Below are 16,176 nucleotides of genomic sequence, written 5' to 3'. Positions count from 1 at the left end.
CCTTTCGTGAGCGGTCTCCTTTCGTGAGCGATCTGCCCGCGCCAACCGAAGCCCCCGGCGCGGATGCCGCCGGGCGGGCGCTTGCCGCCATCGAGGCGAAGGCCCCGCTCATCATGGTTCTGGGCGGCGCGGGCACGGGCAAGACCACCTTCCTGCACGAATTGAGGAAAGCCCCACGCGGCCGGCAGGTGGTGCTGGCGCCCACCGGCGTCGCGGCGCTGCAGGCGGGCGGCCAGACCATCCATTCCTTCTTCGGCATTCCGCCGCGTCTCATGAACCCGGACGAGGTGAAGCCCCGCGCGCAGGTGCGGCGCCTCTTGAAGAAGCTCGACCGGGTGGTGATCGACGAGATTTCCATGGTGCGGGCGGACCTGCTCGACGCGGTGGACATCTCGCTCCGCATCGCCCGCGACACGTCCGAGCCCTTCGGCGGGGTGCAGATGGTGCTGGTGGGCGATTTCCTCCAGCTGCCCCCCGTGGTGCCCTATGCCGAGCAGGAGATGCTCGGCCGCATGGGCTACGAGGGGCCATTCGCCTTCCATGCCAAGGCGCTGGACGGGCGGGAGGTGACGGGCGTGCCCTTCACCTTCGTCCACCGCCAGACCGACCGCGCCTTCATCGCCATGCTCGACGCCCTGCGCCGGGGCCGTGGCGCCCGCGAGGCGGCGGAGGCGCTGAACGACGCCTGCGTGCGCCCCCACCGCGACGGCGCGCTCCCCGTGCTCCTCACCCCCACCAACGCCCGCGCCGACGCCTACAACGCGCGCGGCCTTGCTTCCCTTTCCGATGAGGGGCGCGAATTCTCCGGCCTGCTCAAGGGCGAGTTCGGGCTGGAGGGCGACCGCCTGCCGGTGGCGGAAAAGCTGGTGCTGAAGCGCGGCGCCCGCGTCATGGCCCTGCGCAACGATCCCGCCCGCCGCTGGGTGAACGGCTCGGTGGGCACGGTGACCGGCCTCGGCCCCCATTCGGCGTTGGTGAAGCTCGATTCCGGCCCCAGCGTGGAGATCGAGGCCTTCACCTGGGAGCGCATCCGCTACGGCTGGGACGAGCCGGGCGGCCGGCTGGAGGCGCAGGTGGTGGGCACCTACACCCAGCTTCCGCTGGCCCCCGCCTGGGCCCTCACCATGCACAAGGCCCAAGGCCTCACCCTCACCGACGTCCGCATCGACTTCGCCGACGGCGCCTTCGCCCCCGGACAGGCCTATGTGGCCCTCTCCCGCGCGCGGACGCTGGAGGGGCTCTCGCTGGTGCGGGCGATCACCGGGCGGGATGTGCGGGTGGATCGACGGGTCGCGGAGTTTGTGGAGCGGTTTGAGGGGTGAGGGGGACACTAAGAGTATGGCATCTTGCCCGCATACGTTGAATCGGGGCATGATTACCCACTCAGCGAAAAATCAGGTATTCGTCGATGCGTTCAATCGGGTTCCATTCCTCTAAGGGCATTCTGCGATTTGTGGTTCTTGACGGTAGCCGCAGCGCGCCGACTGTTTTTACCCATGACAGACGTCCGCTTCAGTTGCTGGATGATCGGCCCCAATTTGTGAGGAACGCATATAATTTATTTGAAAGTATATTAAATTTATACAATCCTGACAGTGTTGCATATCTGCTCACAATGAATGCTAATAGTCAAGATCAAATAGCTGGATTAATAATGCCGTACGGCGCTCTTAACTTGCTTTCGATCAGCTCAGGCCGAAAGTGTTCGGAGGCTATAATCGCCAATTTCTCGAAGAAATTTTTCCAAAATAGAAGTGCGGTCTGGGATGGAGACAAGTACAGCTCGGCTGATCTGGTCTTTGGGGTACATGCTCCGAATTGGACAAATAGTGAGCGGTCGGCTGCTCTTGCTGCGTGGAGCGCTATGTGATGACGTCAGATTTTACGGGATCGGTAGTTGCTGGCCAGTTCGAGGCGTCAAAGAGGATAGGGAAGGGGCATTTTGGATCGGTATATTTATGTAAAAATAAGATACTAGGGTATAATTCCGCGGTAAAAATCATTCCAATCAGCGGAAAGAATAAAGACTCTGCTGCGATAGAGGCTAAGTTATTGGCCATCTCTCAGCATGGTCATATTGTGAATGTCCGCTCTGCATCTTTCTGGGACGATGGGATTGGTAATAATTATTTCATCATAGAAATGGAATATGTGGATGGGGGAAGTCTTGAGGATGCGATAAAGCTGAACGTCTCCATTGGGGATGTGCTCTCTACGATTAAAAATGTACTGTTTGCCATAGCTCATGTTCATTCCGATGTCGTTCACAGAGATATTAAGCCTGCCAATATTTTGATGGGGGGCGGAGGAAAATTGACAGATTTTGGAATCGCAATGGCCGTGTCTACAGGAGATATGGCGAGTGGACTGAATTATAATTTCAATTTGGCACCGGAGTGTTATGCGCCGAGGTATTTATTTGATGCGAAGACCGACGTTTTTGCGGCGGGGCTTACTCTTTTCAGGGCAATGAGCCTGATTAGAGATTGGCGATCTCAAGTTCGCGGGGTATCTAATTGGCAAGCCAAGATGGTGTCCGGGGGACTTATTAAGAAAATTGGATATCATCCACGAGTCCCGGATAAGATAAGGAAAATTATAAATAGAGCCTGTAATCCGGATCCAATAAAAAGGTATGCCTCCGCGCTGGATTTTAGGGATGCACTTGAGGCAGTTCGCCTCATTCGCGACTGGAAATACATAAACCCATCTACATGGGCGTGTGAATACGATGGGGCCGAGGAGGTTATCGCAATTTCGGTTCTCAAGAATGCTTTTGAGGTTACATATACGCGTTCAGGTCGAAAAAAGGCTATATATACCCGCAGATTTGGTAGTTTTAGGGATGCCGAAAACTATCTATACAGTATTATATCAAATACATCTGTTGTTTAGGGGGCGGGTTTTCCCGTCGTGCGGGCGTGGCCTCTTGGCGTGAGTCCCTCACCACCCCTCCTCCACCAGAAAATCCAGAACGTCCGCACCTTGGCGGGCAGGTGGGTGCGGTTGGGGTAGATGGCGTAGAGGGGGCGGAGGGGGTGGGGGCGGTGGGCAGGAGATGCTCCAGCGTGCCGGCGGCGAGGTCGTCCTCCACGATCACCCGCGGCAGGAAGGCGAGGCCCATGCCCTCTCGCGCCGCTATCAGCAGCAGGGTCTCGTTGCCGCTCAGCACCGCCGGATCGAAGCGGATCTCGTCGTAGGCCACACGGAGATTTTGATGGTATTATAATGCAGAATGGCCGCCGCAGCCACCCATTCCCCTGACTCCCACCCGAACCGCCTCCCGAACCCCGCCGATATCCCCACCGGAAACCCGGTGAAACACCCCCGGCATGGGCCGGTCAGGCCATGCCGGGGCGGTCGCGTCGGCCTCTCCTCAGTCCCAGATCTGGAACATGTTATCCCCCTCCGTGCGGGAGGCGGGGTTGCCGTACATGACGCCGCCGTGGCAGGTGCCGCGGGAGTCCACGGCAATCCAGGGATGGGTGCCGAAGGTGGACTGGGTGACGTTGGAATTGGGCGCCAGCGTGTGGTATTTCTTCCACTCGCCGTTGAAGTCGATCCACATGATGTTCAGCGGAACCTTCGAGAGATTCACGAACATCACCTTCACCGGTGCCTTGCTGTTCTGCGAGCGGACGGTGCCGAAGGGCGGGCAATTCTTGCCGTTGGTCGCGTTCTGCTGCGGGGCCGGCGGGGGCGGGGAGGCCTTCTGGCCCTTGTTGCGCGCGCACTCGCGGGCCTTGTCGATGGCCTGTGCGGCTCCGGCGAGCTTGAAGGTCTGCTCCCCGCGGTCCAGGTTCACCGAGAATTCTGGCAATGTTCTGAAGGCGTTGAGCTGATCATTGTTGATCATCATGGAGGCCCAGCCGTCCCCTTCCGCATGGAAGGTGCCCATCTCCGCCGCGCCGCCGAAGCCGTAATAGACATCGAGGGGACCAGAGACGTTGCCATAGTAAGGCACGCCGATCTGCCAAGACTTTCCGTCCGTCCCGATGCGGAATTGCACCTTCCCATTGTCCACGTCGGCGGCGCAATAGCCGAAGCGGTTGCCGTCATTGACGACGGTGATGGACCAGCGCCCCACCCGGTCGTAGGCCGTCTCCTGCTGCGCCATGGCGGGCAGGGCGGCGCCGAGCGCCGAGAGGGCGAGGAAGCCGGCAAAAAATCCTGTCCTGAAAGTCACTTGTCCGCTCCCTCACCCCGGTATGGTTAACGCTGTTTTCCTATTTTGCGACCCCTCGACTGTCAAGCTGACGCATGTATTTCAGGGCTCGCGAGGGCGGCCGGCCATGGCCTATAAGCAGGTCTCCACAGCAGCAGGCCGCCATGTCCGACCAGAGCCCCGCCACCCCCCTCATCACTTTCGACGATTTCCTGAAGGTCGACATCCGCGTCGGCACCATCCTGTCCGCCGAACCCTTTCCACAGGCGCGGAAACCCGCCTTCAAGCTGACCATCGATTTCGGCCCGGAGATCGGCGTGAAGAAGTCGTCGGCCCAGATCACCGTGCATTACACGCCGGAGGATCTGGTGGGGCGGCAGGTGGCGGCGGTGGTGAATTTCCCGCCCCGCCAGATCGGCCCCTTCATGTCGCAGGTGCTGACCCTCGGTTTCCCGGACGAGAACGGCGCGGTGGTGCTGATCTCGCCGAGCCTCAAGGTGCCGGACGGCGGCCGCCTGTTCTGAGCCTCAGGCGTCCGCCCACCGCTCGGATTTGAATGCGGACGCAATGGCTTGCGCGCGGGCGACGGCGATGTCGTCTCCCTCGATGCCGGCGCAGGCGTCGCGGGCGGCGCGCAGCAGGTCCACCTTGGGGTGGGTCTCGCCCGCGCGGCCGCCGTGGCCGAAGTAATTGCAGGTGGCCACCAGCATCAGCGCCTCGAACAGATCGGGATCGCGGAAGGCACCGGTGCGGTCGAGCATGGCGGCGAGCGGTCCGGCGCGGACCGGCGAGGCGCGCTGCACCCGCTCGCATTCGTGGAGCGCAAGCAGCGCGAGGTCGCGGCAGCGCTCGGGCACGTCGTAGCGGTCGCAGGCGGCCGCGATGCGCGGGATGGCGCGCTCGATGTGGCGATAGTGGACGGGCAGGTGCTCGCGCGGGGAATCCGATTTTCCCGCGTGCATCAGCAGCAGGGCCGCGCGCACCTCCAGCGGCGCCGCCCGGCGGCCGGCTTCGTCCAGCGCCGCGACGAGGAGCGCCCCGAGGTCGATCTCGTCGGTGCTGTCGGTGATCTGCGGCACGCCGAAGACCGCGGATATTTCGGGGAAGATCTGTTCCAGCACGCCGCATTCGCGCAGCGCTTTCACCATGGTGCCCGGCCGCGGGCCCATCAGCCCGCGGGAGAATTCCGCCCAGATGTCGGCGGGGGCGAGCCCGTCGAGCGCGCCCACCTCCATCTGCTCGAACATCATGTCGAGCGTCTCCTCATCCGCCTCGCTCCCTTCCGCCAGAAGCGCGGCGAGCCGGAGCAGCGAGAGGCCCGGATGGGTTTCGGCGAAATCCGAGGGCTGGAAGGGCGAAGACGGGGGCAGCTTGTCCATCCCGTCAGTGGATCATCAGCCGGCGAAAAGGGGCAAGCCTAAGCTTCGGGCATGCATAAATAATGGGCTAGACCGGGATGCGCACAATCGCCCGGAGGCCGCCCATGGGGCTGTCGGAAAGCTGGATGTCGCCGCCATGGGCGCGGGCGATGTCGCGGGCGATGGAGAGGCCAAGCCCCGAGCCGCCGGCATCCTGGTTGCGTGCATCATCCAGCCGCAGGAAGGGGCGGAACACCTCCTCGCGCTTCTCCTCGGGAATGCCGGGCCCGTCGTCGTCCACGGTCACGATGAGATAGCGCGCGTCCCGCGTCCCGGCGATGGCGACGCAGCGGGCATGGCGCACGGCGTTGTTCACGAGGTTGCCGATGCAGCGCTTGAGCTGGTCGGCCTTCACCTCCACCAGCGGAGGCCCCATGAAGCTCGCAGTGGCGGTGGCGCCATCGCGCTCGGCGTTGAGGCGCAGGTCCTCGATCAACTCGCCCATGTCGGTGAGCGCCGCCTGCTCGCCCGGGTCGCCCCGGGCGAATGCGAGGTAGGCTTCCAGCATGCCCTGAAGCTCGTCCACGTCCTTCTTCAGGGCCTCGCTTTCACCCTCGGGCAGGAAGGCCAGCTCCAGCTTGAAACGGGTGAGGATGGTGCGCATGTCGTGGGAGACGCCGGCGAGCATGGTGGTGCGCTGTTCGATCTGCCGCTCGATGCGCCGCTTCATCTCCAGGAAGGCGATGGCCGCCCTCCGCACCTCGCGGGCGCCGCGGGGCCGGAAATTTTCCACGTCCCGCCCCTTGCCGAAGGCCTCGGCGGCGTCGGCGAGGTTCTCGATGGGGCGGATCTGGTTGCGCAGGAACAGGATGGCGACGGCCAGCAGCACCAGCGAAGTGCCCACCATCCACAAGAGGAAGATGTGCGAATTGGAGGCATAGGCGGCATTGCGCGGCGCAAAGATGCGCAGCACCGCGTCATCCATCTTCACCCGCACCTCGATGAGCATGGAGCGGCCCACGGTGTCGAGCCAGAAGGGCTGCTTCAGCCTGAGGCCGATCTCGCGGGAGAGCGCGGCGTCCAGCACCGAGAAGAAGGGCTTCGGCCCCGGCGGCGGCAGGTCGGTGGGCGGCAGGACTGCCACGTTCAGCGAGAGGTTGCGCGAGGCGAAGGTGCGCAGGGCGATGTGGTCGTTGGTCCTGGGCAGGAGATCGTAGAGCGATACGACGGCCGAAATGTCCTGGCTGACGGCGGCCGAGAGGCGGCGCGTCACCACATTGTAGTGGCGCTCCATGAACACGAAGGCCAGCACCGATTGGAGGATCACCATCGGCGTCACGATGATGAGCAGCGAGCGCGGATAGAGCCCCTTGGGCGTCACCCGGTTGAACCAGGCGGCGAAGCCGTTCGTGCTGTCGCGCAGCCGGACGAGCACCATCTTCGCCCAGTGCCGTGCGCCGGAAGGGCTCTCCGCCACGCTCAAGGCGTCACCACCAGCCGATAGCCGATGCCGCGCACGGTCTGCAGGTAGACGGGATTGGCGGGGTCGCGCTCCAGCTTGCGGCGCAGGCGGTTCACCTGCACGTCCACGGCGCGCTCGCTCGCCGCCCCGCCGCCGGCGAGGGCGAGGCGCTGCACGGTATCGCCCGGCGCCTCGGCCAGCGCCCGCAACATGTCGCGCTCGCGCTCGGTGATCCGCACGATCTCGCCGTTTCGGGTCAGCTCGCCGCGCTCCAGATGGAAGGCGAACTCACCGAAACGCACGCTCTCGATGGCCTTCTGCGGCGGCTGCAGGGCGCGCTTGAGGATGGAGCCGATGCGCAGCAGCAACTCGCGCGGCTCGAAGGGCTTGGCGAGATAGTCGTCCACCCCGGCCTCCAAGCCGGTGATGCGGTCGGCGGTCTCCGAGCGGGCGGTCAGCATGAGGATGGGCACGGCCGAGCCGCGCCTGATGTCGCGGGCGAGGTCGAGCCCGCTCTCGCCTGGCATCATCACGTCGAGCACCAGAAGGTCGAAGGCGAGCCCCTCCAGCCGGGCCCGCGCCTCGGCGGCGGAGGCGGCGGTGCTGACGCGATAGCCGTTCTCCGTGAGGAAGCGCGACAGGAGCGTGCGGATGCGGTTGTCATCGTCCACCACCAGCAGGTGGGGGGCGTCGTCGGCGACGGCGACGGATACGGGCGCGGCCTCAGCCATGGCGCGGGGCCTCCCGGAAAGCGCGAAGGGTCATCTGGGTCTCGTTCTCCGGCGGCCGTGCGGGCATTGAGGGAGCGGAGCCGAATGCGCTCACCCGCGCCGCGCCCGCGCCGCGCGGTCCGCCCGCTCGATCAGTCGCTCCACGGGCATGCGATCCTCCGGGTCGATCATGGCGAGAAGAAAGCGCCGCACGGTATCACGCCCCTCCGGTCCGCCGGCCTCCAGCGCGGCCTCGATGCGCCGGCTCTGCAGCGCCACGAACTGTCGCGCCAGTGCCTCGCCCTTGGGGGTGGGAAAGAGCAGCCGCTGGCGGCGATCGGAGGCGCCCGCCCGGCTCTCCACGAAGCCTTCGTCCACCAGTTCCCGCAACACCCGGCCGAGGCTCTGCTTGGTGATGCGCAGGATGTCGAGCAGGTCAGTGACCCTCATCCCGGGATGCCGGTTCACGAAATGCACCACGCGATGGTGCGCGCGCCCGAAGCCGATGGGCGCGAGGATCTCGTCCGGGTCGGCCACGAAGTCGCGATAGGCGAAGAACAGGAGCTCGACGAAATCCACCAGCGGCGCGGCCTCGGCCACGGCGGGAGAGGAGGCGTCGGCGGTGGTCTTGGGGGCGTCCGTCAGGGCGAGTGCGGAATTTATGTCAGTCATGTTGACTTTTTTCGTTTTGATCGTTACCCAAAGAGCGTGTTCCACGAAAGGATCGGTCGCGAGTGTTGCCCCGCCCGATCGATCGTTTCGCGGCTTTGCCGGCTTTCCAAGCAGGCGTAAAGATATCCCCATGCGGGACCGCTGGAAAGCTGCGGTCATGCAGGGGGGAAGCCGCGCGCACGACGCGGTCTGAACAGGAGTTGAGAAGATGAGCGCTCAGGGTGTCCCCTTCGACCAACGCGACGGCTGGATCTGGTACGACGGCGTCTTCGTGCCGTGGGCCGATGCCAAGCTGCACGTGCTCTCGCACGGCCTGCACTACGGCAGCACGGTGTTCGAGGGTGAGCGCGCCTATGGCGGCGAAATCTTCAAGACCTCCGAGCATTCCGAGCGGCTGCGCCTGTCGGCCGAGATGCTGGACTTCACCATCCCCTACACCATCGGCGAGATCGACGCCGCCAAGAAGGCGACGCTCGAGAAGAACGGCCTCATCGACGCCTACGTCCGTCCCGTCGCCTGGCGTGGCAGCGAGATGATGGGCGTCGCCGCCCAGAAGAACACCATCCACCTCGCCATCGGCGTGTGGGAGTGGCCGAGCTATTTCGATCCCGAGCAGCGCATCAAGGGCCTGCGCCTCGACCTGTCCGAGTGGCGTCGCCCCGACCCGGCGACGATCCCCTGCCGGGCCAAGGCTGCCGGCCTGTACATGATCTGCACCATCTCCAAGCACCGGGCCGAGCGTCGCGGCTACGCCGATGCGCTGATGCTGGACTATCGCGGCTTCGTGGCCGAGTGCACCGGCGCCAACGTGTTCTTCGTCAAGGACGGCGTGATCTACACCCCGACCCCGGACTGCTTCCTCGACGGCATCACCCGCCGCACGGTGATCGACATCGCCCGTCGCCACGGCATCGAGGTGATCGAGCGCCACATCAAGCCGGAAGAGCTGGCCGATTTCTCGGAATGCTTCATCACCGGCACGGCGGCCGAGGTGACCCCGGTCGGCGCCATCGCCGACTGGACCTTCGCCCCCTCGGGCATCACGCATCAGCTGATGGATTCTTATTCCGCCGAGGTGCGCCCAAAGCAGCAGGCGGCCTGAGCGGCCTGAGAGCTTGAATGTGACAAAGGGGCGGCGCTGGCATCGGCGCCGCCCTTTCCTTTAGGGGAGTTGACGCCCGCGCCCGCTCCGGCCAAACCTTGCCCGGTGAGCGACATAGCCCCACCCTCTTTGCTGAAGCGCGGCCTTCGGCGTCTCGAAGCCCTTCCCGTCGTCGGTCCGCTGCTCGCCTCGGTGAGCACCATGGAGCGGGCGACCCTGGTCGTGGTCGGCTTCATCGCCTTTGCCTTCTATCTGTTTCTCGTCGTCGCGGACGAGGTGACGGAAGGCCCGCCCGGCAGTCTCGACCGGGGCATCCTCATTGCGCTGCGCAATCCTGCCGATCCGTCCGATCCCCTCGGTCCGCCGTGGGTGGAGGAGATGATGCGGGACATCACCGCGATGGGCGGCACCAGCGTGCTCACTTTGCTGACGCTGGCGGTGATCTTTTTTCTCATCCTCACCCGCAAGCGCCATGCGGCGCTACTCGTCGCGGTGTCGGTTGCGGGCGGCACCCTGCTGTCGCAAGGCTTGAAATGGGGCTTCGACCGGCCGCGCCCCGACCTCGTGCCCCACGGCATGTCTGTCTATTCCCAGAGCTTTCCCTCCGGCCACGCCATGCTGGCAGCGGTGGTCTACCTGACCCTCGCCGCCCTCCTTGCCCGCACGCAGAAGCGCACGCGGGTGAAGCTGTTCCTGCTGGGCGGGGCGACCTTCGTCACCGTCATCGTCGGCATCAGCCGCATCTATCTCGGCGTGCACTGGCCCACCGACGTGGTCGGCGGCTGGGCGCTCGGGGCCGCCTGGGCCTCCACCTGCTGGCTCACGATGCTCTGGTTACAGCGCAAGGGCGAGGTTGAGGGCGAGACGAGCAGCGGCGGAGGCGCCTGACCCTCGCCAATCGTCAGTTACAGCGTACCGGTGCGACTTTGAGATAGCCGCCCGATTTTGCATTGGTGACAGGGACGGAATTGACCGGCGCCCCGATCACCATGACGCATTCGCCGCCGTTGAGAAGGCGGAAAACGGCGCTGGAGGCTGTGGGCTCGAGGCGCAGATTCACCTGATCTGCCGCCAGGAGGCGGTCGCCCGGATGCAGGTCGACATAGCCGCGCGGCCCGGTCCGCGTGAGATAGAGCCGGCCATCTTGATTGGTCACGCTGTCGTCCGTCCCCACCTCGTAATAGGCATAGACCGCTTGCTGCGTGTAGGCCGCCCAGCGGGCAAGCCCCGCCGCGACCACGCCGGGCGCGAGATACAACAAGGCGATATAGACGACCGTTGCGACGCCTATGATCTTCGCCGGCAGATCCAGAATCTTGAAAAGACGATCCATTCTGCCCCCAACGGTTCGGAGGGGCAAAATACAACTTTTGCGATCAGCTGAAAAGGATTCGCCTCAGTCGAACAGGCTGGAGACCGATTCCTCGTGCGCCGTGCGGGCGATGGCCTCGCCGATCAGGGTGGCGATGGAGACGACGCGGATATTGCGCGCCACCCGCACGGCCTCGGTCGGCAGGATGGAATCGGTGATCACCAGTTCCTTGAGCTTGGAGGCGGTAACGCGCGCCACGGCGCCGCCGGAGAGCACGCCATGGGTGATGTAGGCGGTGACTTCCTTGGCGCCGCGGGCGAGCAGTGCATCGGCGGCGTTCACCAGGGTTCCGCCCGAATCGACGATGTCGTCGACGAGGATGCAGGAGCGGCCTTCCACATTGCCGATGACGTTCATCACCTCGCTCTCGCCGGGGCGCTCGCGGCGCTTGTCGACGATGGCGAGCTGAGCGTCGATGCGCTTGGCGAGCGCGCGGGCGCGCACCACGCCGCCCACGTCCGGCGACACAACCATGACGTTGGAGGTGTCGAACCGTTCCTTGATGTCCCGCACCATCACCGGGGCGGAATAGAGGTTGTCGGTGGGGATATCGAAGAAGCCCTGGATCTGCCCGGCGTGCAGGTCCAGCGTCATCACGCGGTCGGCGCCGGCGTGGGTGATGAGGTTGGCCACCAGCTTCGCCGAGATGGGCGTGCGCGGGCCGGGTTTGCGATCCTGCCGGGCGTAGCCGAAATAGGGGAGCACCGCCGTGATGCGCTTGGCCGAGGCCCGGCGCAGCGCGTCGATGATGATCAGCAGCTCCATCAGGTGGTCGTTGGTCGGGAACGAGGTGGACTGCAGCACGAACACGTCCTGCCCGCGCACGTTCTCCTGGATCTCGACGAAAATCTCCATATCCGCGAAGCGGCGCACCACGGCCTTGGTCAGCGGCGTCGCCAGATACGCGGCGATGGCTTCCGCGAGCGCGCGGTTGGAATTGCCCGCGACGAGCTTCATGGGACCGTTCTCCGCTGACATTGGACGCTCCGCCCGGCACCGGGCCTGATCGAAGGGTCTGGAACAAGACTTGTTCCGGCTCTGATAGGCGGGCCGTCACAATGTTGTAAAGGGCCACGGCGCGGAGGAAGTCGGGGCCACGGTGCGTCCCGCGGGGCTGTTGCCGGGAAGTCGCGCCGCCGGTCAGTTCGCGGCGTAGCTGAGGGCCTGGCCCGGCGCTTGAAGCGCGGCAACCGGAACGCCGGCGGGATCGGGCCGGACGGCGGGCTCGGCCGGGGCCGGTTTCTCCTCCTGCGCGACGGGCGCGGCGGCAGCTGCCACTGCAGGGGCGGGCGCGGGCGCCGTTCCGCCGACGCCGAGGGTTTCGGCGAGGCTGGCCATGGACTTGTCGGCGATGCGGGCGAGCACCTTGTCGTCGCACGCGGCCCAGCCGTCCGAGACCTTGCCTTTCACCCGTCCGGCCGGCTCCTCGCCGGAAAGCCTGGCAACGCGGTTCTGGTTGCGGTCGTAGACATCCCAGGCATAGGCCACCGTGGCGGTGCCCTTCTGGACGTGCATGGCGAGATAGCCCTTCACCCGGTAGGCAGCGCCGCTGGACCGGGAGGCAACCGCCACCCGCCGGGTCTCGGCCTCGGAATTGAGCTGGCCCACCAGCTTCTCGAAGGTGGCCTGGGGCGGGCCATCGATGCTGTCGAAGGCGACCGCGCCGCCACCGCCCGCGCTGGCCATGCCCGAGCCATCAGTCTGGCAGGCGCCGAGGGCGAGGCACAAAGCGAGCCCGGCAAGGCGCAGCGGTGAGATGAAGCGGCGTTCGGCGCGGGAAACCTCCGCGCGTTCGGCTGCTGCGTCCGCGACCCCTGCCTCTGATACCCGCATGACGGTTCCCGGCGTTGAGCTTGTTGCCCAATGGGGTAGCGGGAAATGGCGGTCGGGTCCAGAAAAACGGTTAAGGTGCGGTTAACGGTTGCAGGAATTTGCGCGAGGCCAGGGCCGGGCGCACGGCGTGGTTGATGCCTCGTTAAACGCGCGTCCACCTCAATCCAGCGACTGGAGAAGGCCGAGCAGGCGCACCGAGCCCTCCGGCCACGGCCCATAGCCCGCCTCGGCATTGAGGTGCCCGGCGTCCCCCGCATCGACGATGGCCGCGCCCCAGTCGAGCGCGAAGCCTTCGGCCCGGCGGTAGTCGCAGTATGGGTCCGTGCGGCTCGCGATCAACACGGACGGGAAGGGAAGTGGCGCGGTCGGCACCGGGGCGAAGCCGGCGATGACGGGGGCGATATCCGCCCGATCGAGGTCGGGCGGAGCGACGAGGAAGGCCGCCCGCACCTTGCCGGCGGGCAGCAGTGGCACCGCGTGGACCAGCGTCGGCACGCCGAGGGAATGGGCGATGACCACCACCGGCTTCTCCGCCGCCGCCACCGCATCTGCGAGCCGCCGCGGCCACTCGACGGGATCGGGCCGGTCCCAGTCGGCCTGCATCACGCGCCGGGCGGCGGAGAGGCTGCGCTCCCACCGGCTCTGCCAATGGTCGGGACCGGAGCCCTGCCAGCCGGGGACGATGAGCAGAACGGCGTCGGAGGATTTCATCGGCATGTCCGAAACGTCAGGCGAGGGTGATCGCGGCCATCAGCCGGCCGTAGTCCGGTTCCTTGCGGTGGGTCGTGCGGCGATAGGAGTAGAATCGCTCCTCATCGGTATAGGTGTCGAGACCGAGGTCTTCCACTTGCCCCACGCCCGCCTGCTCCAGCCTGAGGCGGATGAAGCCCGGCAGGTCGAACAGCGAATGGTGGGCCCGGTCGGCGGGGGCGAAGAAACGGGCGAAGCCCTTGTCCTCGGCGAGGAAGCGTCCGACGAAGTCCTCGCCCACCTCGTAGCTCGGCTGGCGGATCAGCGGCCCGATGACGGCGCGGATGTCGGCGCGGCGGGCACCGAGTTCCTCCATGCGGGCGACGGTCGCGGCCACGATGCCGCCCACGGCTCCTTTCCAGCCGGAATGGGCGGCGGCCACCACCCGGGCGCCGGGATCGGCGAACAGGATCGGCCCGCAATCGGCGATGGAGACGGCAGCGGCGATGCTGGGCGTCGCGGTCACCACCGCATCGGCCTTGGGCGCCGTCTCGCGGGTCCACGGCGCGGTCGCCACCACGGCATCGGCGGAATGCACCTGCCAGCAGGCGAGGAAATGGGAGGGCGCGACGCCCAGCGTGTCCGCCATGCGCGCCCGGTTCTCCGCCACGGCGGCGGGAGCGTCATTGGAACCGGTGCCGCCGTTGAGGCTGGCATAGATGCCCTGCGAGACCCCACCCCGCCGGGTGAAGAAGGCATGGCGGATGCCGGGCAGGGCGCTGAGCAGGGGCGCCTCGATCTTCATCTCGTGAACTCCTCGGAGGGGTCGAACGCTGGCGGCGGTCCAAGCTGAGGATGGGCGAGCGCGAGCACCTTGAACAGCCGCCCCATCTCGCCATCCCCGGTTCCGGCAAGGCGGCGCGCCGCCGTGGCGATGGCGTCGGCGGCCTCCGGCGCGGCGTCGCGCATCAGCCGCTCGGCGCGGGCGGCGAGGCCGAGGCGCGCGAGGAAATCGCCCTGCTGCAGCGGTCCGAACGCCGTCAGCCCGGCTTCCCGCCCAAGCAAGGCGAGGCGGGCGAAATCCACATGGGCGGTGAGGTCGGCCGCGCCGGGATCGGCGAGGGGATCGGCGAAGCGGTGTGCCTTCAGCGCCTGCAACGTGTCGCCATGGCCGCCGGCATGGCCGTAATCGATGGCGAGCGCGATGCCTCCCTCCGCCGCGAGCCGGGCGGACAGGGCGCGGGCGGGCCCGCTCTCCATCACTTCCAGCACGGCACCGGGGGCCGGAGGCGGCAGGTGGGCGGCAAGGGCAGGGGCCGCGCGGGAAGGGGCGGGATCGAGCCCGAAGCTGAGCCGGCCGTCGGGGCCGAGCCCCACCCTGCGCTCGTGCCAGCCGGTCACGGTCCACACATATTGGTCGACCGGTAGGGCATCGAAAAACTCGTTGGCGAGCACGATGGCCGGGCCGGCTGGCACGTCCTCAATGCGGACGTGCCAGGAAACGCGATCCGAGACGCGATCCTCATGCACCGCCAAGGTCCGCGCCTGCGCCTGCCGCAGCACCGGGCTCGTCTCCACCAGATGGACGCGCGCCGCCGCGCCGAATGCCGGCACCAGCCGCGCCGCGCGCAGAGCGTCGGCCATGAGGGTGCCGCGCCCGGGTCCAAGCTCCACCACCCGAACCGGGTCGGGCATGCCCATCTGCTGCCAGGCGGCGACCGCCCACAGGCCGATCAACTCGCCGAACATCTGGCTGATCTCGGGCGCGGTGGTGAAGTCGCCCCGCGCGCCGAGCGGGTCGCGGGTAATGTAGTAGCCGTGGCGCGGGTGGCCGAGGCACAGTGCCATGTAGCGGCTGACCGGCATGGGGCCTTCGGCCGCGATCAGCAGCCGTATCTCCTCGGCGAGCGGCGTCGTCACGGCGCCGGCTTGCGCTTGAGCGCGTAGATAAGGAGCCCGAGCCCGGCCAGCACCAAGGGCACGGACAGCCACATGCCCATGGTGGTGCCGAAGGCGAGATAGCCGAGCTGCACGTCCGGCTCGCGGAAGAATTCGCCGATGATGCGGCCGATGCCGTACCCCATACCGAAGATGCCAGCGGCGACGCCGGGGCGCTTCAGCTCGCCGCGGCGCACCACGAGCAGCATGATGAGAAAGAGGATGATGCCTTCGAGCCCCGCCTCGTAGAGCTGGCTCGGATGGCGCGGAAGCGGCCCGCCATGGGGGAACACGATGGCCCAGGGCACATCCGCCGGCCGCCCCCACAATTCGCCATTGATGAAGTTGGCGAGGCGCCCGAAGAACAACCCGATGGGCGCCACCACGGCGGCGACGTCCAGCATCGAAAACACGGGGATGCGACGGGAGCGAGCGAACAGAACGAGGGCGAGGAGCGTTCCCGCGAGCCCGCCGTGGAACGACATGCCGCCCTTCCACACGGCGAAGATATCCGCCGGGTTCTGGGCGAAGTAAGCGGGATTGTAGAACAGCACATAGCCCAGCCGGCCGCCGAGGATCACGCCCAGCGTCGCCCAGAACAGAGCGTCGTCGAGGTCCTGCGGCGTCATGGGCGATGTACCGCCCCACAGCGCAGGGCGCGACACCAGCCGCCGCGCCAGCAGCCAGCCGATGACGAGACCGGCGATATAGGCGAGCGCGTACCAGCGGATGGCCAGCGGGCCGACCTGGATCAGAACCGGATCGATGGCGGGGAAGGGCAAAGCGAGTGTGGGCATCGTTTCCCCGTATAACAGCACCGGTGCCGCCGATGCGGGGTCATCTGCCGCGACCCGCCGCGGCGCGTCAAGCCGGC

The 16,176-nt window shown here is 66.3% G+C and carries 18 protein-coding genes; 6 read left to right on the top strand and 12 right to left on the bottom strand.

The genetic code is table 11. The features are described from left to right. Positions 1-23: 23 nt before the first annotated feature. The 3 genes from J2126_RS08670 (at position 24) to J2126_RS08660 (ending at position 3,229) form a co-directional block, all read left to right on the top strand. Positions 24-1,322: an ATP-dependent DNA helicase gene (locus J2126_RS08670; RefSeq protein WP_209485731.1), complete on the top strand. Its 1,299-nt coding sequence runs from the start codon at positions 24-26 to the stop codon at positions 1,320-1,322. A 547-nt stretch (positions 1,323-1,869) separates the two neighbouring features. Continuing rightward, positions 1,870-2,895: a serine/threonine-protein kinase gene (locus J2126_RS08665; RefSeq protein ID WP_209485729.1), complete on the top strand. Its 1,026-nt coding sequence runs from the start codon at positions 1,870-1,872 to the stop codon at positions 2,893-2,895. Positions 2,896-3,058: 163 nt separating this feature from the next. Further along, positions 3,059-3,229 (top strand): hypothetical protein, encoded by a 171-nt coding sequence (locus J2126_RS08660; protein WP_209485727.1) that lies wholly within the window; start codon positions 3,059-3,061, stop codon positions 3,227-3,229. Between the two features lie 147 nt (positions 3,230-3,376). On the opposite strand, the gene J2126_RS25765 is transcribed toward J2126_RS08660, so the two are convergent. Beyond that, positions 3,377-4,186 carry a hypothetical protein gene (locus tag J2126_RS25765; RefSeq protein ID WP_209485725.1) on the bottom strand — a complete coding sequence of 270 codons (810 nt, stop codon included), beginning with the start codon at positions 4,184-4,186 and terminating at the stop codon, positions 3,377-3,379. Between the two features lie 143 nt (positions 4,187-4,329). Between J2126_RS25765 and J2126_RS08650 the strand changes: the two genes are divergently transcribed. After that, entirely contained in the window at positions 4,330-4,689 is a 360-nt protein-coding gene (locus J2126_RS08650; protein WP_209485723.1) for a tRNA-binding protein, read from the top strand. Positions 4,690-4,692: 3 nt separating this feature from the next. Here J2126_RS08650 and J2126_RS08645 read toward each other — a convergent pair whose 3' ends face one another. The 4 genes from J2126_RS08645 to J2126_RS08630 all read right to left on the bottom strand — a co-directional run bounded on the left by J2126_RS08645 (position 4,693) and on the right by J2126_RS08630 (position 8,367). Next, positions 4,693-5,544, bottom strand: a complete 852-nt coding sequence (locus tag J2126_RS08645) for a tRNA nucleotidyltransferase (RefSeq protein WP_209485721.1) — start codon at positions 5,542-5,544, stop codon at positions 4,693-4,695. A gap of 67 nt (positions 5,545-5,611) precedes the next feature. After that, positions 5,612-6,961, bottom strand: coding sequence for an ATP-binding protein (locus tag J2126_RS08640; RefSeq protein ID WP_209489986.1), 1,350 nt, complete (start codon positions 6,959-6,961; stop codon positions 5,612-5,614). A 41-nt stretch (positions 6,962-7,002) separates the two neighbouring features. Then, positions 7,003-7,716 carry a response regulator gene (locus J2126_RS08635; RefSeq protein ID WP_209485719.1) on the bottom strand — a complete coding sequence of 238 codons (714 nt, stop codon included), beginning with the start codon at positions 7,714-7,716 and terminating at the stop codon, positions 7,003-7,005. Between the two features lie 90 nt (positions 7,717-7,806). Next, positions 7,807-8,367, bottom strand: coding sequence for a MarR family winged helix-turn-helix transcriptional regulator (locus J2126_RS08630; RefSeq protein WP_209485718.1), 561 nt, complete (start codon positions 8,365-8,367; stop codon positions 7,807-7,809). A gap of 208 nt (positions 8,368-8,575) precedes the next feature. On the opposite strand from J2126_RS08630, the gene J2126_RS08625 reads away from it, so the two are divergent. Both J2126_RS08625 and J2126_RS08620 read left to right on the top strand, forming a co-directional pair. Next, the gene (locus J2126_RS08625) at positions 8,576-9,469 is read left to right on the top strand and encodes a branched-chain amino acid aminotransferase (RefSeq protein WP_209485716.1); all 894 of its coding nucleotides are present in this window, start codon (positions 8,576-8,578) and stop codon (positions 9,467-9,469) included. A 105-nt stretch (positions 9,470-9,574) separates the two neighbouring features. Then, entirely contained in the window at positions 9,575-10,357 is a 783-nt protein-coding gene (locus tag J2126_RS08620) for a phosphatase PAP2 family protein (protein WP_348634264.1), read from the top strand. Between the two features lie 13 nt (positions 10,358-10,370). On the opposite strand, the gene J2126_RS08615 is transcribed toward J2126_RS08620, so the two are convergent. The 7 genes from J2126_RS08615 to lgt form a co-directional block, all read right to left on the bottom strand. Next, complete coding sequence (locus J2126_RS08615; RefSeq protein WP_209485714.1) at positions 10,371-10,802, bottom strand: hypothetical protein; 432 nt, start codon at positions 10,800-10,802, stop codon at positions 10,371-10,373. Positions 10,803-10,865: 63 nt separating this feature from the next. Continuing rightward, positions 10,866-11,819 (bottom strand): ribose-phosphate pyrophosphokinase, encoded by a 954-nt coding sequence (locus J2126_RS08610; protein ID WP_168457536.1) that lies wholly within the window; start codon positions 11,817-11,819, stop codon positions 10,866-10,868. Positions 11,820-11,981: 162 nt separating this feature from the next. Further along, positions 11,982-12,674, bottom strand: coding sequence for a hypothetical protein (locus tag J2126_RS08605; protein WP_209485712.1), 693 nt, complete (start codon positions 12,672-12,674; stop codon positions 11,982-11,984). Between the two features lie 159 nt (positions 12,675-12,833). After that, entirely contained in the window at positions 12,834-13,385 is a 552-nt protein-coding gene (locus J2126_RS08600) for an RBBP9/YdeN family alpha/beta hydrolase (protein ID WP_209485710.1), read from the bottom strand. 16 nt (positions 13,386-13,401) lie between these two features. After that, positions 13,402-14,169 (bottom strand): peptidoglycan editing factor PgeF, encoded by a 768-nt coding sequence (pgeF, locus tag J2126_RS08595; RefSeq protein WP_209485708.1) that lies wholly within the window; start codon positions 14,167-14,169, stop codon positions 13,402-13,404. Further along, complete coding sequence (locus J2126_RS08590; RefSeq protein WP_348634263.1) at positions 14,166-15,284, bottom strand: class I SAM-dependent methyltransferase; 1,119 nt, start codon at positions 15,282-15,284, stop codon at positions 14,166-14,168. The genes pgeF and J2126_RS08590 overlap by 4 nt, the downstream gene beginning before the upstream one ends. Next, positions 15,281-16,099, bottom strand: coding sequence for a prolipoprotein diacylglyceryl transferase (lgt, locus tag J2126_RS08585; protein ID WP_209485706.1), 819 nt, complete (start codon positions 16,097-16,099; stop codon positions 15,281-15,283). Before lgt ends, J2126_RS08590 begins: the two co-directional genes overlap by 4 nt. Positions 16,100-16,176 lie beyond the last annotated feature (77 nt).

Source organism: Xanthobacter flavus (assembly GCF_017875275.1).
Taxonomy (GTDB): domain Bacteria; phylum Pseudomonadota; class Alphaproteobacteria; order Rhizobiales; family Xanthobacteraceae; genus Xanthobacter; species Xanthobacter flavus_A.
The sequence above is the reverse complement of the archived record's forward strand: the minus strand, read 5'-3'. Positions and strand labels throughout refer to the sequence as shown.